The following is a 26,521-nucleotide window of genomic DNA, read 5'->3' as shown; positions in this document are numbered from 1 at the left end:
TGAGAACCAGCAGCGAGACATCTCATTACTGACAAAAGATATTCAAGATATCGCAAAGCAAACAAATCTTCTCGCACTAAACGCATCAATTGAAGCCTCCAGAGCTGGAGATTCAGGCAAAGGCTTTGCAGTGGTCGCGGATGAAGTAAGAACGTTAGCTCATTTATCCAATTCATTTGCAGCTAAAATTTCTGACACCCTATCTAGCACTCTACAAAATTCAAAAGAATCGTTGTTAGCTGCTGAAAGGGTGGTACACGATATGAGCAAGCATGATCAGCTCGTAAGGTATACATTTGGACAGTTTTCCGAAATCAAAAATGGATCATATAGTCTATTAACGAAACTAACGAATTTTAAAGAGTACACCCTACAGGTTTCATCGTCTATGGATTCATCTGAAGCCCAACTAAAATCGGTAAGTGAAATGATTGAAGAGTTTACAGGAGCGCTCGAAGAGTTATCCTCCCATACAGAAAACCAGCTTCAGCAATTTGTCCTATTAGATGATGAAATACAAAGCGCTCACTCTGCTATGAACGATTTAAAAGAACTTAGCTCATCAACATAAAAAGGGCCTGCTTCTTGGGAAGCAGGCTCTTTACTTTATTGTTCAATAGGTTGGAACTCAACAGCTACTCTGTATAAGGACCCCATTTCGTCCTTTACCAATTGGATGATTTTATTTGCTTCAGCCGTGGATTGTTCCGTTGCTTTTACCGTAACCTTTACTTCACTTTCAAGAGCTCTTACTAATGCATCATCATATCCTAATGTTTTAATCATCATTTCTAGGTACGATTCTTTTGTTGCAACTTCTGTTAATTCTTGCATCTTATCGTATGCTGCATTTTTGTCTTCAGCCGTTACGTCAGCTGATGCGACAACAGCTGTTAAATCTTCTCGCATTTTGTCTCGTTGAATCGTCATATCTAATCTCATTTGGGCAAATGCATCGTCCCCACTCATCACTACTTCTTCTCCAGAAGCTGAAGCCTCTTCATCGGTACCTTCTTCCCCTTCAGAACCTTCTGTGTTTTCCTTACCTTCTTCTTCACTTGTCCCTACAGATAGCATATTAGTTGGTTCAGTTGGAGACGTAACATAGAACACAGATAAAACAACGACTAAACTTAGCATAGTTAAAAGCCAAACGGTTTGTTTTTTAATAACACAATCAATTCCTCCTCTTATTTCTTTGGCATTACAGAAACACGATGAGTCGGGACGTCTAGAAATCTCGACACAGCTTCTACAATCCAGGTTTTTACTTGTATATTATCAGCACCCTTAGCGACAACTAGGACGCCGCGGATAGGTGGTTTTTTTGTTTCTAAAATGACGGGTATTTCCTTTTCGCCATCCCGAATGATGACAATGGTATCTGATTCACTTTGTTCTTGTATCTCACGCTCTCCGCCTTGAGTGTCTGTTTCAGTAGTCGCTTGTTTTTGAGTGGTTGTGTTTTTTTCATACACTTTTAATTCTGTTGCATCGACATTTACTTCAACCGTCACCTCGGACACTCCAGCTATTTCTTCTAACGCTTCTTTTAACTGATTTTCGTATTGCACTTCATAATCTGTGATGGATTTAGGGTCTGATGACTCTTTTCCAAACGTTTCAACTGTTGATTCTTTTGGTGGATCACTACTTGTTACGATGGCTGCATCATTTGTATTTGTTCCAAAAAAATCTGTACCTATCATAAACGCTACACCGATACCGAGTATGATAATGACATAATGACTTTTTTTCATCCCGGTTGTCGTTTGATCTTGGTTTACTTGACCCTTGATCCATTCAAATGGATTAAATTTCATTTTCTTTGTCAATCCCCCCTTCACCAACAATGACAATGGATTCCTCATTAATTTCCCAAATGGTAGAAAGCAACGAAGAGATCTCTGACCAGTCTTTTGGCTCTTCTTCGTTTGGAGAGGTAGATACAACCACTGGCTCTACTATTGGAACTGACTCATCTTCTGTATATTCTTTGATGCTAACCATAATTGAAGTTAATCCATCAGGAAAGTTATCTAAATTTTCTACTGATAATGAGATCGATTCGATTTCTACGTTTTTCTGATCAATCAACTCCTCATTTGCTTGTTCTTTTTAGTTGGACAGCCATCTGTTCTAAAATATATGCATCTTGTGAGGCTTGTATTTCTATTTTCTTCTCTTCTATTGAATTTTTACTTTTTCGTCCATCCCTTCATTGTAAACGGGGATTTCTTTTAACATTTGTTCAAAGTCTTGGGATAGTAATTTAAATAGTGGAGTTAAAATAATGCTGATTAAGAGTAGACCAATAACCATTTTGGTATACTTTTTCATCTGGTTTGAAGGTAGTAGCATTTCGATGACGGTCGCAAGTAAAATAAAGATAATAATGTTCGTAATCCATTCAATTAAATAATTCATAACTTCCTCCTATCGAACCATCATCGTAATATTTCCAGCGGTAATGATAATGGTCAGACACAAAAAGAACATGAGAGATACGATGGCTAAGGACGCAAACACATAGATGATATTTTTACTAATAATATCTAAGCATGCTATAACTGGTCCCCCTCCAAGAGGTTGAAGCAAAGCTGCTGAAAATTTATAAATAAAAGCCATCATTAGGATCTGTACAGCGGGAAAGGCCACAATCATTAAAAGAATGGCGACCCCCACCACACCTACCGTATTTTTTAGTAAAACGGAAGCACTTATGACGGTATCTGCTGCATCGGTGAACATTCTTCCTATAACAGGCACAAAATTTCCTGTAATAAATTTGGCTGTTCTTATCGTAATTCCATCAGACACTGCGGCCGTTGCACCTTGAACCGAAATAACACCTAAAAATATGGTCATAAACGCACCAAGGAGTCCGATGCTCCAATTTCTTAACATATTGGCTAACTGGGTGACTTTATATTCAGCATTTAGCGTACTAACGATGCTAAGCAATGCCGATAAGAAAAGGAGTGGCAGAACAATGAATTTGATCATTAACCCACTAGTGTTCATAATAAAAATTAAGACAGGATGAAAAAAAGCTGCCGATAACAATCCACCAGAACTAGCAATTAACGCTAAGAGAATGGGAATTAAGGCTAAAATAAAATGAATCATGGTATCAATGGCATCCATTGCGTAATCCATCGCCACACGGAAGCTATTAAGAGCAAGTATGATCAGTACCATATAGACGAGAGCATATGCGACTTTACTAACCGTACCTGACTCAAACGCATTTTGGATGGATTGTAGAAACATACTAAATAAGGTAAGCATAATGAGCGTTCCTAATAATTGACCATTCATCATTAATTCTTGGAACGCAAACCTAGCGATGCCCTTTACCCATTCTTCAAATGAAAACTTTTCTCTCCATTAATAAAATCAATAAAGCTGCCCTTTTGACTTTCTGGTAAGTACCCGCCATAATTCTCAACAATATCCTCCCAAAACACCTTCAGCTCCGTAACATCAATCCGTTCTAGCTGACTTGCTACGGACTCTCCTCCGAAGTTTGTTGATTGTTGACCTTCTGGTCCCGTAGCTCCAAATGCTTCTTTTGAACCTAGCATAAGAAGAAGGAAAACAAACAAGAAGACAACCCATCTCTTCATCATATCTTCACCCCATTTATTGCTCTATCAATTAGTAGGTATCATTGCGATGATTGTTTCAATAAGGACTGTTAATATGGGCACAGCCATGGCCAGGATAAGGATTTTTCCAGCTAACTCTACTTTTGATGCTAACGCTCCTTGCCCAGCATCCTTAGTAATTTGTGAGGCAAATTCCGCTATATAAGCAATTCCAATAATTTTTAGAATCGTTTCTAAATACATCATGTTAATATTGGCGTTCACCGCTATTTTTTCTAGCATAGATAGAATGTAATAAATCTGTTCAATTAAAAAGAGGAAAATAACGCACCCAACAAACACAACAAATAGAAAGGCATAATTTGGTTTTTGTTCTTTTATGATGATGGCTAAAAATGTTGCGATTAAGGATATTCCTACAATTTGAAGAATTTCAATCGGACTAACCTCCTAGCTTTAGCTTTGAAATAGAAAGACTGATTTTAATTTTTTGGAATAATTCATTAACGATAGATGCCACCATAAATAAAATGTAGAGGAACCCCATTAAGGTTACCCACTGGGCATATTCTTTCTTCCCTACCTGATCTAAAATCGTATGAATAAACGCTACCACAATACCTACCCCTGCAATTTTAAAAATGACATCAATATCAATCCCCATCGTTCTCCTCCTTATAGCAACAGTATGACTACTAATAGTCCTGTTAACACACCTAAGCTTTTCGCCATCTTTTCGTATTTTTGTTGAGTTTCATGAGCTTCTTTCTCGACCCGTTCCAAGTGGGTTAATGCCAGAACAATTTGTTTTTGTTGAGTGGCAATATCATACCTACCTAAGCTTTCACCAAATTGCTTGAGTATTTCTAACTCACTCTTCTTTAAAGCAGTAAATTTCCATACCTCTTCCAAACTCTCTTCCCATGCTTCTTGTACAGTTGTCTCCTTCGTCGTTAACTTTGAGGAAAAGGCTTCGAAAAACCAAGATAGAGGCTTTGTCAATTGCCTTGATAATTTTCTCGCTGCTTCATGAAGAGGAGTGTGACTGTATAGAATTTCGGCTTCTAAGCTTTGTAGCGCACTCTTTAAGCTTCGCAGCTGCTTTGGTCGTTCGCTTAAATACGAAGATGCTTGAAGACCAGCCCAGGTTGTCGCGATAATGATAAAGGCGGCACCTATAAGCTTAACCATAAGGAACACTCTCTCTTGTTTTGCAAGCTCTTCCTAATTGATCATAGATGGTCGTAACTGTCCCAGGTCCACTCTGGCGTGATAATTCAATAAATCTCTCGAAAACGCCAAGCTCAATAATTTCCTTTGCAACCGGTCGTTTTTGACGTCCTGTAATGATGATCCGTGGATACTCATCATAAGCGTAACACCTGCATTCACCGCTTCTAAAATGGCGTCCCCATCTTCTTTTCTGCCTATTTCATCTACTACTAGAACATCTGGGCTCATAGAACGAATGAGCATCATCATTCCCTCTACTTTAGGACAACCATCTAAAACATCTACACGATTACCCAGTTCAAGCTGAGGGACACCTTTGACACAACCAGCTATTTCAGAGCGTTCATCGACAATCCCAACTTTAAAGGAAGGGATGCCTTGTCCATTACCTGATGATACGAATCGTGCAAGATCCCGTAATAGTGTGGTCTTGCCTGATTGAGGTGGACCAATAATCATCGTGTGCTTCCATTTTTGGTCAAACAGACTAGGAACAAATCGTTCGCAAGTGCCAATTTTCTGTCTAGCCACTCGTATGTTGAAAGAAGAAACCTCTCGGATCCCTTTTACTTCACCGCTTTGGAGTATAACTTTACCTGCTAATCCTATTCGATGACCTCCAGGTATCGTCAAATACCCACGTTTCAACTCTTCCTCTAACCGATAAAAAGAGTGCTCTGCTATTTGCTCCATAAACCGCTGGGCATCCCGCTCATTTGTTACGTGATGAAGATACCGATGATGCTGCTTATGAAGAATCTCAACGGGCTTCCCGATTCGAATTCTAATTTCCTCTACTTCCTGCAAAATATCCACTGGCAGTTCCAACAGCTTACTAGAAATGGTTTGAGGTAAGAGCGACAATATTTCCTTCATAGAATGCCTCCTTTAGAACCCAGCTTGTCTACTATTCATATGTATTCTAGCAAGAGGAGATTATTCCAAATGGGGGGGAGTGAAAATCGAAATTTAATCAAGGAGAATTTAACAAAATGATTGTATGAGAACCCAGATGTTCTAGAATGGTGATATCGTTCTATCAAAAAAATCAGTGAACTTTGGAGCTTCTAAATTCTCTCCACCGTAATCCAATTAACAATATCTACAATAACGCATAAAAAGATCACACCATTGAAATTGGAGTGATCACATATTGTATCTTTAGTTGTGTCTACAATTAGTAAAGAACTTAAAACTATGTATAATGTTTTTTAAATTCTACTTGTATCGTTTCTTCACTTAACCCGCTCATAACTAGTTCTTTTGATGTTACACATAATCCTCCACAGATGGTAGCAAATCTTAAGCTTTCTTCTGTCGTGTATCCATGAAGGTACCCATATAAAAATCCAGAAAAGAAGCTATCCCCTGCACCATTGGCATCTACAAAGGGATACGATGATATTATTGGCATTTCTACCCATTTTCTGTCTTGGGTTAGAGCTGTCGCCCCTTTTTTTCCATGAGTACAAACAACTAATTGCTTTCCTTCGCTAATCCATTTTTCCATAATAGGTTTGTATTCGTTCAATTGATCAGAGCTGAGAAAAATGTAGTCTGCTATTTCAATATAATCTTGGTGATAAGGATTTCCTACATCATAATCATGGAGATCCGTCCACACAGGCTTCTTGTGTTTTTAATGAGAGGAATCAGTTGTTTTGTGTAGCTAATAATATTTAATACGATAAGATCGCAATCCTCTATGAGTTCTTCTAACCGATTCATATTAAGGGGTAGCTCATCGGAGGAATTTGAAACAAAAATGGAAATCCTGTCACCCTGCTGATTCATGATGTTAACATGTCGTTCTGTCCCTTTAGGGTCAAAGTCATAGACAAAATCTACGTTTCCACCCTCAAGATATTGAATGATTTTTTCACCATAATCATCCTTCCCAATGATAGAATGAAGGGTTGTTTGCACGTTTAATTTTGCCAGATTCAAGGCCTTTCCTGCTCCAGTTGAACCAATTGTCTCATGAAAGGGAGCATAATGAATGGTTTGTGACTTAGGTTCTGGTAAGTGTTCTAGCGTAATGATTGAATCGTAAGTCGTTCCACCGATTACTAATATTTTTTTCATATACATTCAACTCTCCTTACTATAAATCATCTTATATATAGCTTATAAAAGATTTTATCAACCTTCACTAGAGGGAACGTACTTGGCAGCTCTTCTTTTTCTAGTTTAGTAAATCCATTTTTCTCATAGAATTTATGAGCTGCCAGAAACTGAGTGGTAGTCCCTAAAAATAGTTGGTGAATCGCTTTTTCCTTTGCCCATGCTAAGGCGTGTTTCAATAATCTATAGGCCACTCCAACCTTAGCCCCTCTATATTCTTTATCCACAAACATTTTTCTTAATGCCACCATATCATTCCCAATATCTAATAGAGCAATCGTTCCTACTACTCGATCCTCTATTCGAGCAATCCAGAAATTCCCTTTCCTTATTTGATAGAAACCTGGAATTATGAGTAAATCTGGCTGGTCCTCTTTTGTGATAGATACACTATATTCATGTTGCTGTATGTTCAGTATTAGGTTTGGTACTGGTTTGTGTATTCTTCAATTGTTATATTTTCCAGCATAGAATCATTCCTTACTTCCATAGATAATGGTTAATATGTTTTTTGGTTAGACATATTTTTTAAACTACTAATAAGATAAACTAGCACAGATAGCACAACGGTTAACAATATAACAATCATTGAGCCCATCGTATAAATGGCTGATTCGTATGGAAGATCGCTACTGAAAAAAGCCCCTAATGATATAAATAGAAAGAAATTACAGACCATCAGAAGTATGAAAATCCCTACTAACTTCATTATAATTGATATCCTTTTTTTACTTTCTTCAAGTATGTATTTTTTATTCGTGGATTTCGCGTAAGTTTTGTATAATAATCCCCTCATCCATTCTATGATTGGTTAAAATTTAGACATTCAATTGTTTTCACCATAAGTTCTATGTTCATAAAGGTTTATTTAAACGTTTTTAACAGAGTAGTGCATTAATCTACTAACCTATGATTAGATAAGATTGCCTACTCTATTTCTCTAGTATGTACCCTATAAATGAATTATGTTTGGTTTAATTTGACTTTCAAAACGTTTGCTTGATGAATGCCATACTCATTAAGAGGAAGGCCCATTCTACCTTGCAATTTTCTTTCTTTATTTAGGTCGGTTTGTCCGTGTCGAATGACGTATATCATAGGAACTTCTCTTCACTTCCTCCCTATAGAATTGATTAAGATTATCCACTATTTTCTAATATATGACAATACCACACAACAAAAAAGACTAAGTCCCTTAAGACTTAGCCACGATCATCTATTTTTAAAAAGTTTATGATTAGCCTCTTGATACGTAAGATCCATCCGTTGTATTTACGACTAACACATCACCTTCGTTAACGAAGAAAGGTACGTTTACGATAAGACCTGTTTCAACTGTTGCTGGTTTCGATCCACCTGTTGCAGTGTCTCCTTTAATTCCTGGTTCTGTTTCCGTTACAGTTAAATTCACTGTGTTTGGAAGCTCTACCCCAAGAGTTTCTCCCCCGTACATCATGATGTGGACTTCCATGTTTTCTTTTAAATACTTTAGTTCGTATTCAATAGAAGTTGCAGGCAGTTCAATTTGATCGTACGATTCTGTATCCATAAATACGTGCATATCTCCGTTAGCATATAGATATTGCATTTTACGGTTATCAATTTGAGCTTTTCCTACTTTTTCACCTGCACGGAATGTTTTCTCTTGGATGGCACCTGTACGTAGGTTACGAAGCTTTGAGCGTACGAATGCTGCACCTTTACCTGGTTTAACGTGTTGGAAGTCTAATACTCTCCAAATACCGTTATCCACTTCAATGGTTAAGCCTGTACGAAAATCGTTAACAGAAATCATGATATTGTCCTCCTAGACATTAAAGAATTAGTAAGTCTTTTGTAGAATGTGTGAACCTCTCATTTCCACTCTCAGTTATAAGTGTGTCATCCTCGATACGCACTCCGCCAACACCTGCAATATAGATACCTGGCTCAACAGTTACTGTCATACCTGGCTCTAGAACAACGTCAGAACGGAAGGATAGTCCAGGTCCTTCATGAACCTCTAATCCAATTCCATGACCTAGTGAATGTCCGAAGTATTCACCATATCCATGTTCTTTTATGTAATCTCTTGCTATTGCATCTGCATCTTTACCTGTTAAGCCTGGTTTCAGTAGTTCCATCGCTTTCAATTGAGCCTCAAGTGTTACGTTATAGATCTCTCTAAGTTTATCACTAGGTTCACCAACAGCTACAGTACGAGTAATATCGGAAACATAGCCCTTATAGTAAGCACCAAAGTCTAATGTAACCAGTTCGCCTGTTTGGATTACTTTGTCACTAGCAACACCGTGTGGAAGTGCAGAGCGATATCCTGATGCCACGATAATATCAAAAGAAGATGAAGTAGCTCCACATTTTCTCATAAAGAACTCTAGCTCATTAGATACTTCAAGCTCTGTTTTACCAGGTTTGATGAAGTCTAAAATATGCTTAAATGCTGCGTCCGCAATGTCTGCAGCTTCCTTTAATATCTTAATCTCTTCATTAGTCTTAATCAAGCGTAATTTTTCAACGACACCACTAACAGGTACAAGCTCTCCCTCTATCGCTCCGTTAAACAGTTCAAAGCTTGAGTATGTAACGTGGTCTTTTTCAAATCCTATGCGAGAAATATTCAGTTCTTTTACTAGACGAGCTATCTCTAGAGGAATGTTACCACCATGTTCAACAATTTCAAAGTCCGCGCATTGTTCAGTTGCTTGCTCTACATAACGAAAATCTGTGACAAATAATGCTCGTTCCTTCGTGATTAGAGCAACTCCAGCAGAACCAGTGAAGCCCGTTATGTATCTTCTATTAAATTCACTTGTCAGTAAAAATGCATCCACATTCTCATTGTCCAGCTGTGCTCGTAACTTTTCTACTCTATTCATTCTCTCTCCCCTTAAAACATTTAGTAACGCAATTAACGCTAATTCATATCCATGATGACCTAACCCTATGATTTGTCCCACTGTAACAGGTGCAGTAACAGACTGATGCCTAAATTCTTCTCGGCTATGAATATTACTTATGTGAACCTCCACAACAGGAATGTCTATGGATGCAATGGCATCCCGAAGACTGTAGCTATAATGTGTAAGAGCACCTGGATTTATTATAATTCCATTTACGCCCTCATCATACGCTTCATGAATCTTATCAATTAACGCACCTTCGTGGTTCGACTGAAACGTATCCAATTCTACTCCAAGTCCTGTTGCTACCTTTTTCACTTGTTGTTCTACCTCATTTAACGTTGTACTGCCATAAATCTCAGGTTCCCTTTTGCCCAATTGATTTAAATTGGGACCATTCATCATCATTATCTTCACATGGATTCACACCTATTACTAAAATATTCAACAAGAATATTCTACCATAGTTAGAGGGGTAACTCTATGTAGAAACCTCGTTTGATGAAGAATCCTGCTCTTTGTCCTTATTATGTGGCTTTCTCAATTCATTCTCTTCATACGATATGGAATAACCAACAAACAGGCCATATAGACTATATAAACAAATAGATGTAATGAGTGTGTTAGCATCTGTCTCAAATAGTGGGTTCATGCTCTTAAACAAAGGATGTAGAACTAAAAATACAACAAGGAATAATCCTAATCCATAAAGAACGCCTACCCACATACTTTTAAATCTGCGTAATACTGCATAATACACATACGCCACCCCTATGGATACAATTCCATAAGCAACAATCGAAAGAACGATCCCTAACCAAGTAGACTTCCAATCACCAACAGCCCAAGGTTCAAAAATGATGCGTGGATCTAACTTAGTGAAATGAAACATATAACAAATAAAGCCCAGCGAACTCCAAAATAACCCTCCAATAAATCCAGTTAAAGCTACTACACTTAAAAATGATAATGGCTTCTCTTTCTGATTTTGCTCTAATTTTTCATTCTTTTGCGCCATCACGATACCTCCATGCTTCTACTGTAGTTCTTTTTCTATTTTGACCGTTTTGAACAGATTCTATGAGAAAAATAACCTAAACCTAGTGTAAAGGTAGAATTTTTAGTAGAATAGGGATAATCTTTCGTTTTATAAGAGCATTCTCTCAGTAAAAGTGCGTATGCTCTTATGAGTATAAACACAAAATGAAACGGAAAATAAGTAAACTAGGTTGGTGTAGACTACGATGAACGAACAAAAACCAATATACGGAGGTCAAGCTGTTGTGGAAGGTGTTATGTTTGGCGGAAAAAAACACACCGTGACAGCCATTCGCAGAAAAGATGGTAGTATTGACTATTTCCGTGCTCCAAAGAAAACGATTTCGTCCATACAAAGACTAAAGAAAATTCCTTTCTTACGTGGAATTGTAGCTATTATTGAAGCAAGTGCCAATGGCACTAAGCACTTAAACTTTTCTACAGACCGGTATGATGTAGACCCGGCTCAGGATCATGAAATAAAACCTGAGGAAGAAACGAGTAAGCTTACGATGATACTAGGAGTAGCAGCTGTCGGGGTGTTATCTTTCTTATTTGGGAAAATTTTATTCACTTTGATTCCTGCATTTTTAGCAGACTTTACTCAGCCCCTATTTCCTTCTGTCTTTGCTACGGTGTTAATCGAGAGCTTGATTAAGTTAATTTTATTACTTTCGTATATTTATGTGATTTCGTTAACCCCGTTAATTAAACGAGTATTTCAGTATCATGGTGCAGAACATATGGTGATTAATGCCTATGAAAACAATTTTGATTTAACCGTTGAGAATGTACAGAAACAATCTAGATTGCATTACCGCTGTGGTAGTAGCTTTATTTTATTTACCGTTATTGTCGGATTTTTTGTCTATTTACTCGTTCCTGCTGATCCGTTATGGTTTAGACTGTTAAACCGATTACTGCTCATACCAGTTGTTCTTGGCATTTCATTTGAGGTACTACAGTTAACCAATAAAGTCCGAGACATTCCAGGTTTAAGATTTTAGGGTATCCAGGGTTATGGCTGCAGCTTCTCACAACGAAGGCGCCGGATGATCAGCAAGTTGAAGTAGCGATTGCGTCGTTTAATGAACTGCTAAACGTGGAAAAAGAGGAAAAACAGGAGTAAAAGAAGAAGAGATTGTCTAAACTACTTATTAAGGAATAGCCCCTAATTTCTTTCCTGTCATAACAGGAGGAGGTGCTTTAATTGAAAGCTCGTTCACTTATAGTTGGTGCGATTGTTCTATTTGGTGTCGTTGGCTTAGTCAGTACGCTTATTAACGATCCATTTTCACTTTTTCAACGCCTACTAACGATTGTTGTCATTGGCGCCATATTTTATGGAATTTATCGTTTCTATATTTCGAGGCGCTCAGGTAGTTCTGCAAATTGGTCTTACCGGAAGGCAGCTAAGCAGTCTAAAAGACGCTTTTCTGCTTCCCAAACAAAGCCAAAGAAAACAAAAAAGATTCAAAAACCTTTACGCAAACGCTCCGATGTTAAGCTAACTGTCATTGAAGGTAAAAAAAGACAAAAAAAATAACCGCGCCCTTTAATAAGACCATTTCTTAAAAAATTGCTCGGCTTGGTCGTACCCTTGTTTGACAAGGGTATTTTTTTGTTCTTCTGTAATCGCAAACTGGGTAGTTAAGATATCCTCAATAGGAATAAAGATGATATTTTTTTCATGCTTTCTTGATACATATCTAGCATCATGAGCCTCTTTCATCGTTTCAAATAAGGCCCCAAACATTTGAATGGCATTTTTAATGGTATTTCTCTCTTGCTGGGTATAACTATAATTTAATTTAATACCTAAGACTGGACGAATTTTCTTCACATTATCCGAATCAAAAAGCCACATCGGAAAGCTACTTAATACGCCCCCATCGACTATATAATCAATCGTTTTATCCGTTTCAGCTTCACTGGTTGAAAAAAATACGGAATGGCACAGCTCATTCTAATCGCACGTGCGACAGAAAAATCACTTGGTGACCTCCCGTATTTCTCTAAATCATCTGGAAGAATGAGCATGCGACCCGTTGATAAGTTCGATGCGACTACTCGAAGGGAATCCTTTGGAAGATCTTTGAACGTATAGATTCCTCTATTGTTCAACTTAGTGTTTAACCACTTTTCTAAAGCCTTTCCTTTATATAAGCCTAATTGAAAGTATATGGATAACCATTTACCAACAGGTCCTGGTATGAGTTGAAGACTCGGGTCTAACAGTTCTGCAAATTCAGTTTCATTCATTATTTGAAGCATTTCATCACTTGAATAGCCTGCTGCAATAAAGGCTGAAATGATTGAACCCGCACTGGTGCCCGCCACACGCTCGAACGTAAATCCGCGCTCTTCAATTGATTTAACAGCTCCGATTAAAGCAAACCCCTTTATTCCTCCTCCTGAAAACACTCCATCAATCTTCATTCTCCTGTCTCCCTTAGAAGTGACTTGTTACAGTATAAGAAGTGGGATAAGAAGTTTAGAACAAAAATTATCAGGTGCTAGACATTCAATCATATGTATATAGGTTGTCATTCTCTTTACCTAGAGAAATATTCTTTGAGCTAATTCCTCAAGATTTTCTCCATCTTTTTTCCTTTGGCTAATTCATCAATAAGCTTATCCAAGTATCGAATCTCTCTCATCGTTGGTTCTTCTATTTCTTCTACTCGAACACCGCAAATGATACCTTTAATCAACTCTCGTGAAGTGTTCATTTGCGGGGCATGTTCAAAAAACGTTTCAAAGTCTGTCTGTTTTTCAAGTTGCTCCTCAAATTCTTCTTGTGTGTAACCTGTTAGCCATCTGATAATCTCATCCACTTCCGCTTTTGACCGTCCTTTTTTCTCAGCCTTCGTAATATAATGGGGGTACACTGTTGCAAAACTCATGGTATATATTTTATGCTTCGTCATAATCAATCCTCCTAATTTGTATATGGTTTAATGATTCGATCAAAACTAGAATCTATAATTTATATCTATCATTTGTAATATTTTCATGCCTTCTACAAAACCTAAGATAGGAGGTGATAACATGGAAAGACAAGAAAAATCAAAAGAGATTGGGCAAAAATCTGATTCAATGAATACCGTTGATCAAGGACTAAACCTAGTTGCACAAGTAATCAATAATGTAACAGGGATTGATAAAGGGAACGATGGAAAAGTTGAATAAGATTAAAATGGAGCGCCTTTGTAGGCGTTTTTCTCATCATGTTTTTTATTGTCTACCATGTCCATAGCTCATTTTTTTAATTCAGCTAATACAAATGTTTCTCTTTTCAGCCAACTATTATCCCGAAATTGACTCATAAGCATCTTATTTTGGGTGATAGCTTCTTCAAGGGTAACCCATTTAGGATTGAACTCTAGAAAATCTTCATAGTCATCCAGTTGTTGAGAAACTCGTTTTTTGTTGGATAGTTCACACCAATAGTAATGGGAAGTCATCTGAAACATGAGAGTATGGATTCGTTTAAATGTGTTGCTGCTTACAAATTTGCTCTCTTCAAAGAAAATGCCCATCTTTATTCCTCTTGATCTTTAGAATGTTTCATATTGGGCTATAAGGTTATCACTTCATTTTAATTGGCTAAAGGAAAACATTTGATAAATAGGATTTAAATCCTTGTAAGTAAGAGTAAGTAATATGTAGTGACTACTGCTTGAATATCTACTTTTTCCAACCATAGTACTTGTTACAAGCAATGTATCTATTGTATTACCTAGTTTTATCTATCTTTTCTTTTTGAAAAGAATCATACACCAGTATACAAGGATGTATAGTAAACCAATAATCACAAGTAAACTCCAAATTTCTCCTTCCAGTAACTTGCTTATCAGATACTCTAGTTCATTCATTCCCTCATATCTAGACATACTATTCAATATGCCTACAATTGGAATTAAAATTGTGACAACAATGGTGAAAAGGGCAAGCTTATACCGTTTCTTTGAGCGTAAATTCCATATAGATAGTCCAATGGTCGAAAGTAAAAATAAGTAGAATAGAACCCAAACGAATTGAGGTAATGTTTCCCAGTACATTTTTATTCCCCCTTTCTATCATCGGTAATATTTCCTACCACTACCAATTATCCATTATTTTCTAAATATTCACAATACAAAAAACTAAGAACTATGATAGAAAAAAGAGCGCACATATCACTAATGATTGGCACCCTTTTCCCTTAATGAATCACTATTATTAGTTCGCCCGGAACTTAGGCTGTCCTTCTAATATCATCTACATAAAATTTAAAGTCTGAGCTAAAATGGCTACAAATAAACTTATGAATAAAGTAAGAAGCCAATTAATTTTTTTTGTTCATATTTAAGAGAATATTTAACACTGTACCTATACACATACAAAGTATAAAGACAAATAAAAACATAATTAAGAATTCCATAGCTTATACCACCTCTTAATAAATAGATAAGGGGACAGGGACTTTGTCCCTCATAAATAGACCACTATCCATATTCTCCTTTTTAATAGTAAGAAAGATTATGAATCTTAAGTTTATCAAAAAATATACGTATCTCAAAACATTAATTTTATTATTTACAATTTTCTGCTAATAATGTAAAGTTTAATAGAAGTTAAATTATGGAATATGATGATAGGTAGGGAAAAATCTATGTATTTGAACATCAAAATAATAATGAAAATAATTACTCTTAGTATTACTATTCTTTTTTTGTGGGGGCTGCCCAAGATAGGAAGTCTACTATCTAACCGCCCGACTATAGAATTCACCCTTATAATCGGTGTGTTAATTACATTGTGTGTATTTTATCTTCATGCAACTGGTCTTAGTCTTTCAAATCGTGAGGATGATGAGGTAGAAATTAGAAATGATTTTTATCGGTCACTTTCATTTTGGACAGCCTTTATTTATACGTGTGTAGCATGTTATCACACTTACCAACTATATTATCGTTTTGTTTGATCAACGATTTAAAATCCCGAGTTAATGGTAAGAATCTCAGATTTTTAGCCAATGAATATTCATTCTATCGGATTACTATTAGCCAATTTCAAGCTTCTGTCAAACTTTAGATTAACTTTAACGGCTACAATGTAAATGTTATAAAAATTGAAATAAATCGGTCCAGATATATCAAATCTCCCACCCCGGTACTGTACAGTGATTCTTCATTAGAACTTACTTCATTTTAATAACACTATTTAAAATGAAGTAGTATATATAACTTTTCAAATTAACTTCAATTATCTCTGTCCTCTCATCTAATACCAATTATTTCAAATTATTAAAAATCCAGCAAGCCCCTAATCTACAATCTAGACCTAAATTTGAATAACCATAACAGTCCACTTACATTACACTAAACTGATATTTTCAATGATTATTCTAGATTGCAAAATAGATCTCTACCAAAAACACCCCTTTAGATCCTATCAATCTAAAGGGGTAAAAGTTAATGCTGAATGAGTATGATTATAACCCACACTTCAGCTGTGCATTACAGTTCGTACATGTATTACACCCACCGATTTCTTCAACGGTTCCTTTTCGGCAAACTGGGCATGTGTTTCCTACTTCAGAACCAATGGTTACGTTAGTAGAGCGTAATTCTTGGATGGTATCAACTAGAACCACTTTGGCTTCCTCTGTTTTGTGTTCTTCTTCAAATGTGTTGTCTTCCGCTTTTAATGTTAGTACCTGTGCGTCACGGCTTCCGTCAACGTATACGGTACCACCTTTTGCTCCACCTTTATACAGACGCTCATACACCTTTTCAACTTGTTCCACCGTATATCCCTTTGGTGCATTCACTGTTTTGGAAATAGAGCTGTCGATCCAGCGTTGGATGACACATTGAACATCTGCGTGTGCCTCAGGCTTTAAGCTCATGGCTGTTGCGAACCAATGAGGGAGAGCGTGAGGATCTGCATCAGGATGATGATCTAAATATTCTTGAACAATATCCGCTTTCACTTCAATAAATTTACCTAGACGACCACTTCTGTAGTACGTAAAGGAGAAATACGGCTCAAGTCCTGTACTTACCCCAACCATCGTACCAGTACTTCCAGTAGGTGCAACAGTTAGTAAGTGAGAGTTACGAATACCGTATGTTAAGATATCTTCACGAATATCCTCAGGCATGCCTTTCATATACCCAGTCTCAGTAAAAGCTTGGCGCAGTCTGTTTGTTTCTTCTTCCGTTGAGCCTTCAAGGAACGGGAAGCTACCTTTTTCTTTCGCAAGATCAATAGATTCACGGTAAGCGGTTGTGGCGATGACTTCAAAGACCTGATCCACTAGTTGATTGCCTTCTTCTGAACCATATTCTTTCTCACAGTAGATTAATAGATCAGCAAGTCCCATCACTCCTAAACCAACACGTCTTTCACCAAGCGCTTGCTTTTTATTGTCTTCTAAAAAGTATGGAGTAGCGTCAATCACGTTGTCTTGCATTCTAACACCAATGGCCACAGTTTGTTTTAGTTTTTCAAAATCTACTGTTTTTGACTCTTTATTTGCGAATTCTGCTAGATTAATGGCAGCTAAGTTGCAGACAGAATATGGAGCAAGTGGTTGTTCTCCGCAAGGATTTGTCGCCACTACTTTTTGCCCATATGCCGTTGCGTTTGTTTTATCGTTTGCATTATCGATAAAGAAGATCCCTGGCTCAGCCGAATACGTTGCACAAATGTTAATTAAATTCCAAAGCTCTTTAGCACGGATGGTGCGATACGTTCTTACAGCATATCCTTGCTTTTCCCATTCACGAACATCTCCAACCTGATGCCAGTTTTCATTGTAATACTTCATTTGCTCTTCGTTGTAACTTTCAACATCTGGGAAACGAAGCTCGTAATCTCGATCTTCTTCTACGGCTTTCATAAAGTCATCTGTTAAACAAACGGAAATATTAGCCCCTGTAAGAAATTCTGCATTATGAACTGTGTATGTTCCACCTTTAGATAACTTTTCTTCTGCATCACGAATAACACCAGCTTCAAATCCACCACATCCAGGAATGGATTTGTAGTTCAAAATACCCTGATACATAGACTTTTCTTGAGCCGTTAGTGGAGTGAACTTCAATTTGTTGGTTGCCGCTTTGCGAATATGCTCGTCTTCTGTTTGTTCTAAAAGGAAGCGAAGAATGCGTGGATTTTGCATTTTACTTATAATGAATTCCACAATATCGGGATGCCAATCTGATAGCATGATCATTTGGGCCCCACGTCTTGATCCACCTTGCTCAACAAGATGTGTCAGTTTGGCAATATCATCTAACCAAGAAACCGAACCACTTGATTTCCCGTTAACTCCTTTAGCTAATGTGTTTCGAGGGCGAAGGGTTGAACCGTTCGTTCCTACACCACCACCGCGGCTCATAATTTCCATTACCTGCTTGCGATGCTCTGAAATGCCTTCTCGTGAATCTTGGACAAACGGCATAACGTAGCAGTTAAAATATGTAACATCCGTTCCTGCTCCTGCTCCATATAATACGCGTCCTGCTGGGACAAACCGCAAATGAACAAGCTCGTTATAAAATTTTTGGAACCATTCTTGACGCAATTCTTCTGTTTTTTCAGCAGAGGCTAGACCTGTCGCATTTCGTTTTGCGATTTGTTCATAATATATTTCTAAAGGTTTTTCAATGACATCTAGGTTTCGTGTCACCACCCCTTTTTTGGCTTCTTCAGGGTGATCAATAGCACCACGATATTCTTCCTCAATTAAAACGTCTGCTGTCTTTTGCTCCCAGTCTATCTTTTGAATAAAGCCTAACCCTCTTGCAGGAAACTTCGGATCATCCTTGATCGTTAAGACAACAAAATCTCCATCAGTCAGCGTTACCTTCTCAGTATCCTTAAATGTGTAACGATCAATCATGACTAAACGAGAAACACCCTTGTGAGTGATGTTCATATCCTCTTTTATTGGGTGTACCTGTGGAAATAATTGAATATCCTTGTTTAAACGTTCTACATTTAATGACACTTTTTGCTCAGAAGCAATTGACATAAATACAACTCCCTTTCTCCTCTGGTACTATCATCTATGGAAATCTAGTTGTATTCTATTAGTACCCATATTTTGAGGTTCAAATCCTCTTTACACAACATTTACACAATATATAGTGTTTGTTCACTTTAGAACTATACTACATATGGATATATCGGTCAATAACCTAAATTTGTGTCAAATCACAAAAAGCAAGATATTCAGAGATATTGCTAGATATTTCGTGAAAAATATCTATTTGAAGCCGTTATAGAATTAATTTTACAGTTGCAAACTTTACAGAATTTCGATAAAGAAAGACAAAAATTTTATAGGGACAATGAAGAAGAGCTTAGAGAATTTCTCTAAGCTCTATTTTCGCAAAATAATAAGGTACTATGTTATCTTCTATAATTCCAATCATGACTTGCATATTTTTCATCTGCTAGTCTTTCAACGTACATTACTTCTTCTTCAGTTAAAGTATAGGGTTTTAATTCAACACTTAATCCTTCTTGAATCCTTTAAAGAATGCTTCTTTTGCTTGCTCGATTGTAATCGTATCTTTGGCAATATCATTAATAGGAACGGCTTTACTCTTAAAGGCCCGCTGCATTCTTTCTTTCACTCGATCATTTGGATAATGGAAGACACTGAATAATTTATCTTCATCTAAATCGAGCAATATTGAACCATGCTGCAGGATGACTCCCTTTTGCCTCGTCTGTGCACTGCCTGCTACCTTACGGCCTTCTACCACCAATTCATACCAGCTAGGTGCATCAAAGCAAACGGATGACCTTGGATTCTTTAACGAGTTCTTTTCTTCTTCTGTTCGAGGAACAGCAAAATACGCTTCAAGTCCTAGATAATGAAATCCTTTTAAGATTCCTTCTGAGATGACGCGATACGCCTCTGTTACGGTTTTTGGCATGTCAGGATAGTCTTCTGCCACAATAACACTATAGGTAAGCTCATGCTCATGAAGAACGCCTCTTCCTCCAGTTGGCCTTCTGACAAAACCTAAACCTAATTCTTTTACTCTGTCTAAATTGATTTCTTTCTCTACTTTTTGAAAATACCCGATGGAAAGAGTGGCAGGATTCCAGCCATAAAAACGAATAGTTGGCGGAATCTTTCCTTCACTATGCCAGTCTAATAACGCCTCGTCTAATGCCATAATTAAAAAAAGGGGAACAATTTCCCGAATCAATATATCTCCATGTTTCCTTCGCCATCCAAATCCCTCTTCCTAGAACAAAATCTTATCATAGTCTACCAAATGTCATGAAAAAAACAAAGAATTGTGAACTAGATGAAATTTACTTTGAAAGATTCACCCGAGATGAATATAATAGAAATAGCGTAGAGAAAAGAGAGGGGTTTCATTAGTGGATACAGTAAGTATTATTTTAATTATTCTAGGAGCTATCATTGTTTATACGGTGGTATCTTACTTTTTACAAAAACGTTCTGTTAAACCGTTAACTCAAGATGAATTTATTGCTGGTTACCGAAAAGCACAGCTTGTAGACGTTCGTGAGCCAAATGAATTCGAAGGTGGTCACATTCTAGGTTCCCGTAACATCCCTGTTTCACAAATAAAAATGCGTATGGGGGAATTCCGCAAAGACCAACCGATCTATTTGTATTGTCAAAGCGGACTTCGTAGTGGACGTGCAGCTCAAATGCTATACAAAAAAGGCTACAGAGATATCTACCACTTAAAAGGCGGCTTCAGAGGCTGGTCTGGAAAAGTGAAAAAGAAATAAGAAGAAGGCTTGAAGGGATATTCCTTCAAGCCTTTATTAATTAGCAGTTGATGAGAATGTAAGTTTATTCTTTCCTGTACGCTTCGATTCATATAATGCTTCATCTGCATAACGGATGATATCTATTCCGTCCTGCTCTTCACTTTTCCAAACAGCTGCTCCTATACTACACCCAATATGAACCGCCCCTTGAGGAAGCTCGAATGGTAAATTTAATCGATGAATCACTTCATCACCTATTTTATTTGCAACATCTTGGTAGTTATGTTCAGAAGTGTGAAGGATTAAAAGGAATTCGTCTCCTCCTATGCGAAAGGCTTGGTCATTTAGGGATATCGATTGTGTTAATCGATTGGCAACCTCTTTTAAAAGAACATCTCCTGCTTCATGACCATATTGATCGTTCACTAATTTGAAACCGTCTAGATCCAAAAATAAATAGGTTAACGTATCTCCGTTTATCATAGCTTGTTTACTTTCTTTTTCTATATACGTATCTAAGTAGATTCTATTATATAAACCTGTTAACTTGTCATGATGAGCGAGAGACTCCATGTCATTTAAATCTTTCACAGATTTCACTAGAGAGGATACTAAGTCACGTAAGGTTGTAGATAAAATCTCTATGTCTTTAATCCCCTTGTACTCGGGGATTTCAACATTTTGACCGAGCATCAATTGATTAGCAGAAATCGTAATTTTACGAAGAGGCTTGGTAAAGAATCCTGATAGGTACCATCCTAAAAATGAGAACAAGACAGCAAAGCCTAATCCGATTAGTAGAATAGATTGTTGAAGATCCTCTAACGGTTGATAGGCAATCTCCTTTGGAATTCGCACAAGGACCGTCCAGCCTAATCCTTCATAATTTTGATACCCTTGACCATAGGAATACCCCGTCACATATTCTTTCTCATCTGGCCATGTCTCTAATTGCCAGTCATTCTTTCCGTTTTGAGCCTGCTGAATACTTCGCAACTCAAGCTTCGAACCAACCATTTTATTTGGACCGAGGAGCACGGTTTCATCTGATTTACTAATAATAAACACTTCTGCACCTTGTAAATTGTTCTCTAAAGGGCGCAGCAGATCGCGTTCCACCTGTTTTGACCAATCCCAGCTTAAATGAGCAGCTAATACTCCAATAGGCTCGCCCTCATCATTTTCAATCGCCCTGCTGATATCTACGAACTTCATAGGTTCTCCGCTTGGATTTGGTAACAAATCGGCAAGCAGCACCGCATCATGCACATCCCCAATAAACCGTCCTTTTATTCCTTCCATATAGACCGGACGCATACTGATATCCGCACCTTTTAGGATGTTATCTGTTGCTGCTATAACCTTTCCATCCTTGTCTGTAATTCCTACCCATGAAAAGGCTGGGAAGCTTTCTTGCAGTTGCTCGAGTAAATTACTCATTTCTTCTATATTGTTTAAGTCTTTAAGTGCTTCTAATTCACTTAGTACTTCAATTTCACCTTCTCTAGACCACATAAAAAAATCTAACTTATCGGCCATTTGATAAGCCGTTGTAGATAAAGAATTTCCAATTTCAGCTGTTACTTTTTCGCTTGATTGCTGACCGATAAAATAACTTAAACTAACCGTTAAAAGAATAATGATAACAGCAAAAAGTAACGCCACAAAAGTGCGCAATTTAATCGTCATATATGAACTCCTATCAATTAAATTAATTCGACATACTTCAACTTCATTCTACATAAACATTATATTCTAACTGTCACACTATTACTAGACTAGATAGAGAGAACCTGATATCTTGACTCCCCCTATATGCCCTAGATCTCCGCAAGTTTACGTAACGTGATGGGGTAATTTTAACTTATTCATCATCGTTTCAGAATCATAAAGAAAAAGGCATCCTGATGGATACCTATTATGAACTATTCCATTAGAAAGTTGACAACTTCTTTAGGATCTAACCATTCCATATAATTAGCGTTTGAGCTAGCCAATACTACAGGATCACCTTACCCATTCATAAGTATTCCTACAACAGGTTCTATTTTATTTGCAAATAAAAAGCAATCAACCTAGCTCATCCCATCTTTTCCAATCCTTTTTATCTCGGATCGTATATTCTGATGATGATCGGTCCATAAACCCTTGCACAATAAATTCCCTTCGTATTGTACAGAAATCTTCATGATAGGTAAGAATCACTTCGTTTAATTCTATTTCATTGTATGTTCTCGTTGAATCCAGCCCTTCTACTATATGTTCTAAAATAATTAATTTCTTTTTTAACTGAGAAGGAATGTATTTTAACTTACCGTCTTTTGTAAAAAAATTATTGATGATGATTTGTTTAACCTCTGGTTCATTTTTCATTCCTGTCCCTCTTTCCTTTTTTCTATCCATTCTTCTCGTAAGATTCCCATCTTAATAGAATCGTAGTATTCACCCTCTACTACTCGAGCTTTTCTAATCCTGGCCTCTTCAACCATTCCTAATTTGTATGCAACTCTCATCATTCGGTCATTCCCAGACCATGTGCTCATTCCTAGCCTATGTAAATTCGTGTGCTCAAACAGATAATCAATCCATAAAGCGTAAGCCTCTGTACCGTATCCGCCATTCCAATAAGAAGGGTCGTATATCACAATTCCTGTTTCAAGCCAGTCAGTATGTTGATCAACCCAATAGCATCCTACTGTACCGATTACTTTTCCATTTGCTTTTATGACGAGAGTAGAAGGAACACCATTTAGTACCCTGGCACTCTCAAAAAAACTATCGTTGAATTCACTTTTGGTCATAAATGGCTCAGGGATATATGGACCATTCCATTTTTTGCCTCTTGTTTTTCTTCTTCAAATTTCCAGTAATATAAGATAGCTATATCTTCTATTGTCGCCTCCGTTAAGGAGACTTTCTTACCTTGAATCGTAATCATTCGTTTCCTAGTTCCCTTCTTCATAGCTGATTAAAAAGCTTCTTATCTTACAGCGAAAGCTGACCCATACGGTACATGCAACAACCGATGAGCCAGCTTCCTGAACATTTATTTTTGGTAACGTAATACAGGCTTTCTAGCCGCTAACGTTTCATCCATTCGTTTTACAACGGTTGTATGTGGAGCTTCCTGGACAATTTCAGGCGTCTCTTCTGCTTCTCTTGAAATTTGAATAAGTGCATCAATAAAATGCATCAAGGGTTTCTTTTGATTCCGTTTCAGTAGGCTCAATCATCATACACTCTTCTACATTTAGCGGGAAGTAGATAGTCGGAGGATGATAGCCAAAGTCCAATAACCGTTTGGCAATGTCTAATGTCCGTACACCCAATTTCTTCAGTCTTCTTCCGCTAATCACAAATTCATGCTTACAATGACGATCGTATGGTAAATCAAAATGAGGGGCTAATCGTCTCATCATATAGTTCGCATTTAAAACCGCGTTCTCTGTTACAGCCTTTAACCCATCAGGGCCCATGGTACGTATATACGTGTACGCACGAACGTTAATACCAAAGTTTCCATAGTACGGCTTAACTCTTCCAATGGATTCTGGTCGATCATAATTAAAGAAATAGCCGTGTTCGCCTTTCTCTAAGACTGGCTTAGGAAGGTAAGGAATTATATCTGCTTTCACCCCAACAGGACCTGACCCTGGTCCACCCCCGCCGTGAGGACCTGTAAATGTTTTATGAAGATTCAAGTGAACAACATCAAAGCCCATATCTCCAGGTCGAGCTTTTGAAAGAACGGCGTTTAGATTGGCACCATCATAGTATAATTTTCCGCCTGCCTCGTGTATAATGCTGGCCATTTCTAGTATATTTTCTTCAAACAAACCTAGTGTGTTCGGGTTCGTCAGCATAAGAGCAGCTGTGTCCTCTCCCACTACACGTTTTAAATCGTCTAAATCAACTAGACCATTTTCATCAGACTTTACGGTAACTGTTTCAAAGCCCGCGACTGTAGCTGATGCTGGATTCGTTCCATGAGCAGAATCTGGTACAATCACTTTCGTTCGGTGGAAATCACCATTTGCTTCATGGAAAGCACGTATCATCATTAGACCTGTCCATTCACCGTGAGCACCAGCAGCAGGCTGTAGTGTCACCGTGTCCATGCCCGTAATTTCTGTTAAATGCTCTTGTAGGTCATACATTAATTCCAAGGCCCCTTGAACACTTTCTTCTGGTTGAAGTGGATGAATATGTGCGAATCCTGGAATTCTTGCCACGACTTCATTGACTTTAGGATTGTATTTCATCGTACAGGAGCCTAAAGGATAGAATCCAGAATCTACACCATGATTACGTGTAGATAGCGCCGTGTAATGTCTCATAATATCCAGCTCTGAAACTTCTGGAAGCTCCGGAGAATCTTTCCTAATAAAGGTTTCTGGTAAAAGCTCAGAAAGATCTACTTCAGGGATGTCTAATACGGGTAAACTATGACCAACACGGCCTTCTTTAGATAACTCAAAAATAAGGGCTTGATTCTCGTTATGCAATGATCGCACCTACTTCCTCTACGAATGTATCAATCTCTTCTTTTGTACGAATTTCTGTAACCGCTACAAGCATATGACCTGATAGCTCATGATCGTCTCTTGCTAGATCATACCCACCGATGATGCCTTTTTCTAATAGCTTGCGATTCACTTCTTTCACTTCAAGTGGAAGCTTAATCACAAACTCATTGAATGACGCCCCTTCATATACCACTTCAATCCCAGCCTTTTTACATGCTTGTTTGGCATAATGAGCTTTTTGAAGGTTTTGAACAGCCATTTCTTTTACACCGTGTTTTCCAAGGGCTGTCATCGCAACGGACGCTGCTAACGCATTTAATGCTTGGTTTGAACAAATGTTAGAGGTTGCTTTGTCTCTTCTTATATGCTGTTCGCGAGCTTGAAGCGTTAATACATACCCTCTTCTACCTTCTTCATCAACAGTTTCCCCAACAAGTCGACCAGGTACTTTACGTGTTAACGCTTTGGTGACAGCAAAGTAACCACAGTGAGGCCCACCGTAAGAAGCTGGAATTCCAAACACTTGAGCATCCCCAACGACAATATCAGCACCTAGCTGACCTGGAGGCGTTAATACCCCTAAGGACATGGGGTTGGATGAAACGACAAACAGACTTTTTTCACGATGAGTGATTTCTTCTACCTTCACAAGGTCTTCCACTCGTCCATAAAAGTTAGGATATTGCACAATGACAGCTGCTGTTTCCCCGTCCATCATAGTATCTAATGCAGAAAGATCCGTAATGCCCTCATGAGAAGGAATCGTCACAACTTCAATGTTTTGCCCCTTACAATACGATTCGACAACCGCTTTGGATTCAGGGTGGACTGCTTCAGAAATTAACACTTTCTTTTTACGCGTATGACCTGCAGCTAACGTGGCTGCTTCTGCTAAAGCCGTACCTCCGTCATACATAGAGGAGTTCGCGACATCCATTCCAGTTAACTCACAAATCATCGACTGAAATTCGAAGATAGCTTGCAGCTCTCCTTGAGAAATTTCAGGCTGATAAGGAGTATACGCTGTATAAAATTCAGAACGAGAAATCACATGGTCCACTATCGAAGGAATGTAATGATCATAAACACCTGCACCTAAAAAGTTGGTGTAGGTTTTGAAATCAGCATTCTTATTGGCTAGAATAGTTAACTCTTTTACTAGAGCCGTTTCTGTTTTAGCTTTTTTAATGTTATATTCTCCTTGAAATCGAACCTTTTCAGGTATGTCAGCGAATAATTCATCAACTGACTCTACACCAATTGCTTCTAGCATTTCTTTTCTATCTTGCTCAGTTGTTGGTAAGTAACGATGCTTCATCCCTATGGA

Annotated in this window: 22 protein-coding genes and 11 pseudogenes; 5 read left to right on the top strand and 28 right to left on the bottom strand. The window is 37.7% G+C overall.

From position 1 onward, the window contains the following. Positions 1-25: 25 nt before the first annotated feature. Positions 26-571: pseudogene (locus M44_RS10895) on the top strand (methyl-accepting chemotaxis protein); the annotation flags it as partial. A 35-nt stretch (positions 572-606) separates the two neighbouring features. Here M44_RS10895 and M44_RS10890 read toward each other — a convergent pair. From M44_RS10890 to M44_RS10825, 17 genes and pseudogenes are all read right to left on the bottom strand, one after another. Next, entirely contained in the window at positions 607-1,170 is a 564-nt protein-coding gene (locus tag M44_RS10890; protein WP_337444085.1) for a SpoIIIAH-like family protein, read from the bottom strand. A gap of 20 nt (positions 1,171-1,190) precedes the next feature. Further along, positions 1,191-1,835, bottom strand: a complete 645-nt coding sequence (spoIIIAG, locus tag M44_RS10885) for a stage III sporulation protein AG (RefSeq protein ID WP_237705265.1) — start codon at positions 1,833-1,835, stop codon at positions 1,191-1,193. After that, positions 1,813-2,097: a hypothetical protein gene (locus tag M44_RS28225; RefSeq protein ID WP_010173534.1), complete on the bottom strand. Its 285-nt coding sequence runs from the start codon at positions 2,095-2,097 to the stop codon at positions 1,813-1,815. The genes spoIIIAG and M44_RS28225 overlap by 23 nt, the downstream gene beginning before the upstream one ends. Before the next feature lie 90 nt (positions 2,098-2,187). After that, on the bottom strand, positions 2,188-2,427 hold the full coding sequence (spoIIIAF, locus tag M44_RS28220) for a stage III sporulation protein AF (protein WP_010173532.1): 240 nt from the start codon (positions 2,425-2,427) through the stop codon (positions 2,188-2,190). A gap of 9 nt (positions 2,428-2,436) precedes the next feature. Beyond that, positions 2,437-3,629 (bottom strand): annotated as a pseudogene (gene spoIIIAE / locus M44_RS22425) (stage III sporulation protein AE). 27 nt (positions 3,630-3,656) lie between these two features. Continuing rightward, positions 3,657-4,043 (bottom strand): stage III sporulation protein AD, encoded by a 387-nt coding sequence (gene spoIIIAD, locus M44_RS10870; RefSeq protein WP_081447509.1) that lies wholly within the window; start codon positions 4,041-4,043, stop codon positions 3,657-3,659. Positions 4,044-4,067: 24 nt separating this feature from the next. Further along, positions 4,068-4,275, bottom strand: a pseudogene (spoIIIAC, locus tag M44_RS22420) (stage III sporulation protein AC). An 11-nt stretch (positions 4,276-4,286) separates the two neighbouring features. Beyond that, the gene (spoIIIAB, locus tag M44_RS10860; RefSeq protein WP_010173527.1) at positions 4,287-4,802 is read right to left on the bottom strand and encodes a stage III sporulation protein SpoIIIAB; all 516 of its coding nucleotides are present in this window, start codon (positions 4,800-4,802) and stop codon (positions 4,287-4,289) included. Continuing rightward, a pseudogene (gene spoIIIAA / locus M44_RS22415) lies at positions 4,795-5,720 on the bottom strand (stage III sporulation protein AA). The gene spoIIIAB and the pseudogene spoIIIAA overlap by 8 nt, the downstream one beginning before the upstream one ends. 319 nt (positions 5,721-6,039) lie before the next feature. Continuing rightward, a complete protein-coding gene (locus M44_RS27640; RefSeq protein ID WP_202795624.1) occupies positions 6,040-6,468 on the bottom strand; it encodes a carbohydrate kinase family protein in 429 nt (142 codons plus the stop codon). Then, the gene (locus M44_RS27635) at positions 6,438-6,929 is read right to left on the bottom strand and encodes a carbohydrate kinase family protein (RefSeq protein ID WP_202795623.1); all 492 of its coding nucleotides are present in this window, start codon (positions 6,927-6,929) and stop codon (positions 6,438-6,440) included. Before M44_RS27635 ends, M44_RS27640 begins: the two co-directional genes overlap by 31 nt. Before the next feature lie 26 nt (positions 6,930-6,955). Further along, positions 6,956-7,411: a GNAT family N-acetyltransferase gene (locus M44_RS10845; protein WP_029326846.1), complete on the bottom strand. Its 456-nt coding sequence runs from the start codon at positions 7,409-7,411 to the stop codon at positions 6,956-6,958. Positions 7,412-7,943: 532 nt separating this feature from the next. Then, positions 7,944-8,066, bottom strand: a pseudogene (locus M44_RS26240) (histidine phosphatase family protein); the annotation flags it as partial. Between the two features lie 139 nt (positions 8,067-8,205). Then, complete coding sequence (efp, locus tag M44_RS10835; RefSeq protein ID WP_010173520.1) at positions 8,206-8,763, bottom strand: elongation factor P; 558 nt, start codon at positions 8,761-8,763, stop codon at positions 8,206-8,208. Positions 8,764-8,782: 19 nt separating this feature from the next. Further along, positions 8,783-9,844, bottom strand: coding sequence for a M24 family metallopeptidase (locus tag M44_RS10830; protein ID WP_010173518.1), 1,062 nt, complete (start codon positions 9,842-9,844; stop codon positions 8,783-8,785). 18 nt (positions 9,845-9,862) lie between these two features. After that, a pseudogene (gene aroQ, locus M44_RS28215) lies at positions 9,863-10,273 on the bottom strand (type II 3-dehydroquinate dehydratase); the annotation flags it as partial. A gap of 76 nt (positions 10,274-10,349) precedes the next feature. Beyond that, positions 10,350-10,886 carry a YqhR family membrane protein gene (locus M44_RS10825; RefSeq protein ID WP_010173516.1) on the bottom strand — a complete coding sequence of 179 codons (537 nt, stop codon included), beginning with the start codon at positions 10,884-10,886 and terminating at the stop codon, positions 10,350-10,352. Positions 10,887-11,112: 226 nt separating this feature from the next. Here M44_RS10825 and M44_RS22405 point away from each other — a divergent pair. After that, positions 11,113-12,035 (top strand): annotated as a pseudogene (locus tag M44_RS22405) (DUF1385 domain-containing protein). A gap of 81 nt (positions 12,036-12,116) precedes the next feature. After that, complete coding sequence (locus M44_RS10815) at positions 12,117-12,452, top strand: SA1362 family protein (protein ID WP_010173512.1); 336 nt, start codon at positions 12,117-12,119, stop codon at positions 12,450-12,452. 9 nt (positions 12,453-12,461) lie between these two features. On the opposite strand, the pseudogene M44_RS22400 reads toward M44_RS10815, so the two are convergent. Beyond that, a pseudogene (locus M44_RS22400) lies at positions 12,462-13,345 on the bottom strand (patatin-like phospholipase family protein). A 140-nt stretch (positions 13,346-13,485) separates the two neighbouring features. After that, positions 13,486-13,836 (bottom strand): DUF2200 domain-containing protein, encoded by a 351-nt coding sequence (locus M44_RS10805; protein WP_010173510.1) that lies wholly within the window; start codon positions 13,834-13,836, stop codon positions 13,486-13,488. Positions 13,837-13,957: 121 nt separating this feature from the next. Between M44_RS10805 and M44_RS27515 the strand changes: the two genes are divergently transcribed. After that, positions 13,958-14,098, top strand: coding sequence for a hypothetical protein (locus M44_RS27515; RefSeq protein WP_010173508.1), 141 nt, complete (start codon positions 13,958-13,960; stop codon positions 14,096-14,098). 68 nt (positions 14,099-14,166) lie between these two features. Here M44_RS27515 and M44_RS22395 read toward each other — a convergent pair whose 3' ends face one another. The 4 genes and pseudogenes from M44_RS22395 to M44_RS22390 all read right to left on the bottom strand — a co-directional run bounded on the left by M44_RS22395 (position 14,167) and on the right by M44_RS22390 (position 20,152). Continuing rightward, positions 14,167-14,448 (bottom strand): NUDIX family hydrolase, encoded by a 282-nt coding sequence (locus M44_RS22395; RefSeq protein WP_010173506.1) that lies wholly within the window; start codon positions 14,446-14,448, stop codon positions 14,167-14,169. A gap of 210 nt (positions 14,449-14,658) precedes the next feature. Next, positions 14,659-14,970 carry a hypothetical protein gene (locus M44_RS10790; RefSeq protein ID WP_010173504.1) on the bottom strand — a complete coding sequence of 104 codons (312 nt, stop codon included), beginning with the start codon at positions 14,968-14,970 and terminating at the stop codon, positions 14,659-14,661. Positions 14,971-16,385: 1,415 nt separating this feature from the next. Next, positions 16,386-18,935 carry a vitamin B12-dependent ribonucleotide reductase gene (locus tag M44_RS10785; protein WP_010173500.1) on the bottom strand — a complete coding sequence of 850 codons (2,550 nt, stop codon included), beginning with the start codon at positions 18,933-18,935 and terminating at the stop codon, positions 16,386-16,388. 380 nt (positions 18,936-19,315) lie between these two features. After that, positions 19,316-20,152 (bottom strand): annotated as a pseudogene (locus tag M44_RS22390) (lipoate--protein ligase family protein). 153 nt (positions 20,153-20,305) lie between these two features. Here M44_RS22390 and M44_RS10775 point away from each other — a divergent pair. Beyond that, positions 20,306-20,686 (top strand): rhodanese-like domain-containing protein, encoded by a 381-nt coding sequence (locus tag M44_RS10775; RefSeq protein ID WP_010173496.1) that lies wholly within the window; start codon positions 20,306-20,308, stop codon positions 20,684-20,686. 36 nt (positions 20,687-20,722) lie between these two features. Here M44_RS10775 and M44_RS10770 read toward each other — a convergent pair whose 3' ends face one another. From M44_RS10770 to gcvPA, 5 genes and pseudogenes are all read right to left on the bottom strand, one after another. Further along, entirely contained in the window at positions 20,723-22,357 is a 1,635-nt protein-coding gene (locus M44_RS10770; RefSeq protein ID WP_010173495.1) for a diguanylate cyclase domain-containing protein, read from the bottom strand. A 381-nt stretch (positions 22,358-22,738) separates the two neighbouring features. Further along, positions 22,739-23,041 (bottom strand): DUF2087 domain-containing protein, encoded by a 303-nt coding sequence (locus M44_RS10765; RefSeq protein WP_010173494.1) that lies wholly within the window; start codon positions 23,039-23,041, stop codon positions 22,739-22,741. Further along, a pseudogene (locus M44_RS22385) lies at positions 23,038-23,606 on the bottom strand (GNAT family N-acetyltransferase). Before M44_RS22385 ends, M44_RS10765 begins: the two are co-directional and overlap by 4 nt. A 108-nt stretch (positions 23,607-23,714) precedes the next feature. Further along, positions 23,715-25,173, bottom strand: a pseudogene (gcvPB, locus tag M44_RS22380) (aminomethyl-transferring glycine dehydrogenase subunit GcvPB). Beyond that, entirely contained in the window at positions 25,166-26,512 is a 1,347-nt protein-coding gene (gene gcvPA, locus M44_RS10750; protein WP_010173484.1) for an aminomethyl-transferring glycine dehydrogenase subunit GcvPA, read from the bottom strand. Before gcvPA ends, gcvPB begins: the two are co-directional and overlap by 8 nt. Positions 26,513-26,521: the final 9 nt, after the last annotated feature.

Origin of the sequence: Bacillus coahuilensis m4-4 (assembly GCF_000171615.1) — a bacterium.
GTDB lineage: Bacteria > Bacillota > Bacilli > Bacillales > Bacillaceae_K > Bacillus_T > Bacillus_T coahuilensis.
Note: the sequence above shows the minus strand (reverse complement) of the source record. Positions and strands in the feature narration are given on the sequence as shown.

Coding starts and splice junctions, on each gene's coding strand:
- spoIIIAF (WP_010173532.1), bottom strand. CDS start 2,427: ATGAATTATTTAATTGAATGGATTACGAACATTATTATCTTTATTTTA.
- spoIIIAB (WP_010173527.1), bottom strand. CDS start 4,802: ATGGTTAAGCTTATAGGTGCCGCCTTTATCATTATCGCGACAACCTGG.
- M44_RS27635 (WP_202795623.1), bottom strand. CDS start 6,929: ATGAAAAAAATATTAGTAATCGGTGGAACGACTTACGATTCAATCATT.
- efp (WP_010173520.1), bottom strand. CDS start 8,763: ATGATTTCTGTTAACGATTTTCGTACAGGCTTAACCATTGAAGTGGAT.
- M44_RS10830 (WP_010173518.1), bottom strand. CDS start 9,844: ATGAATAGAGTAGAAAAGTTACGAGCACAGCTGGACAATGAGAATGTG.
- M44_RS10825 (WP_010173516.1), bottom strand. CDS start 10,886: ATGGCGCAAAAGAATGAAAAATTAGAGCAAAATCAGAAAGAGAAGCCA.
- M44_RS10805 (WP_010173510.1), bottom strand. CDS start 13,836: ATGACGAAGCATAAAATATATACCATGAGTTTTGCAACAGTGTACCCC.
- M44_RS27515 (WP_010173508.1), top strand. CDS start 13,958: ATGGAAAGACAAGAAAAATCAAAAGAGATTGGGCAAAAATCTGATTCA.
- M44_RS22395 (WP_010173506.1), bottom strand. CDS start 14,448: ATGGGCATTTTCTTTGAAGAGAGCAAATTTGTAAGCAGCAACACATTT.
- M44_RS10790 (WP_010173504.1), bottom strand. CDS start 14,970: ATGTACTGGGAAACATTACCTCAATTCGTTTGGGTTCTATTCTACTTA.
- M44_RS10785 (WP_010173500.1), bottom strand. CDS start 18,935: ATGTCAATTGCTTCTGAGCAAAAAGTGTCATTAAATGTAGAACGTTTA.
- M44_RS10770 (WP_010173495.1), bottom strand. CDS start 22,357: ATGACGATTAAATTGCGCACTTTTGTGGCGTTACTTTTTGCTGTTATC.
- M44_RS10765 (WP_010173494.1), bottom strand. CDS start 23,041: ATGAAAAATGAACCAGAGGTTAAACAAATCATCATCAATAATTTTTTT.
- gcvPA (WP_010173484.1), bottom strand. CDS start 26,512: ATGAAGCATCGTTACTTACCAACAACTGAGCAAGATAGAAAAGAAATG.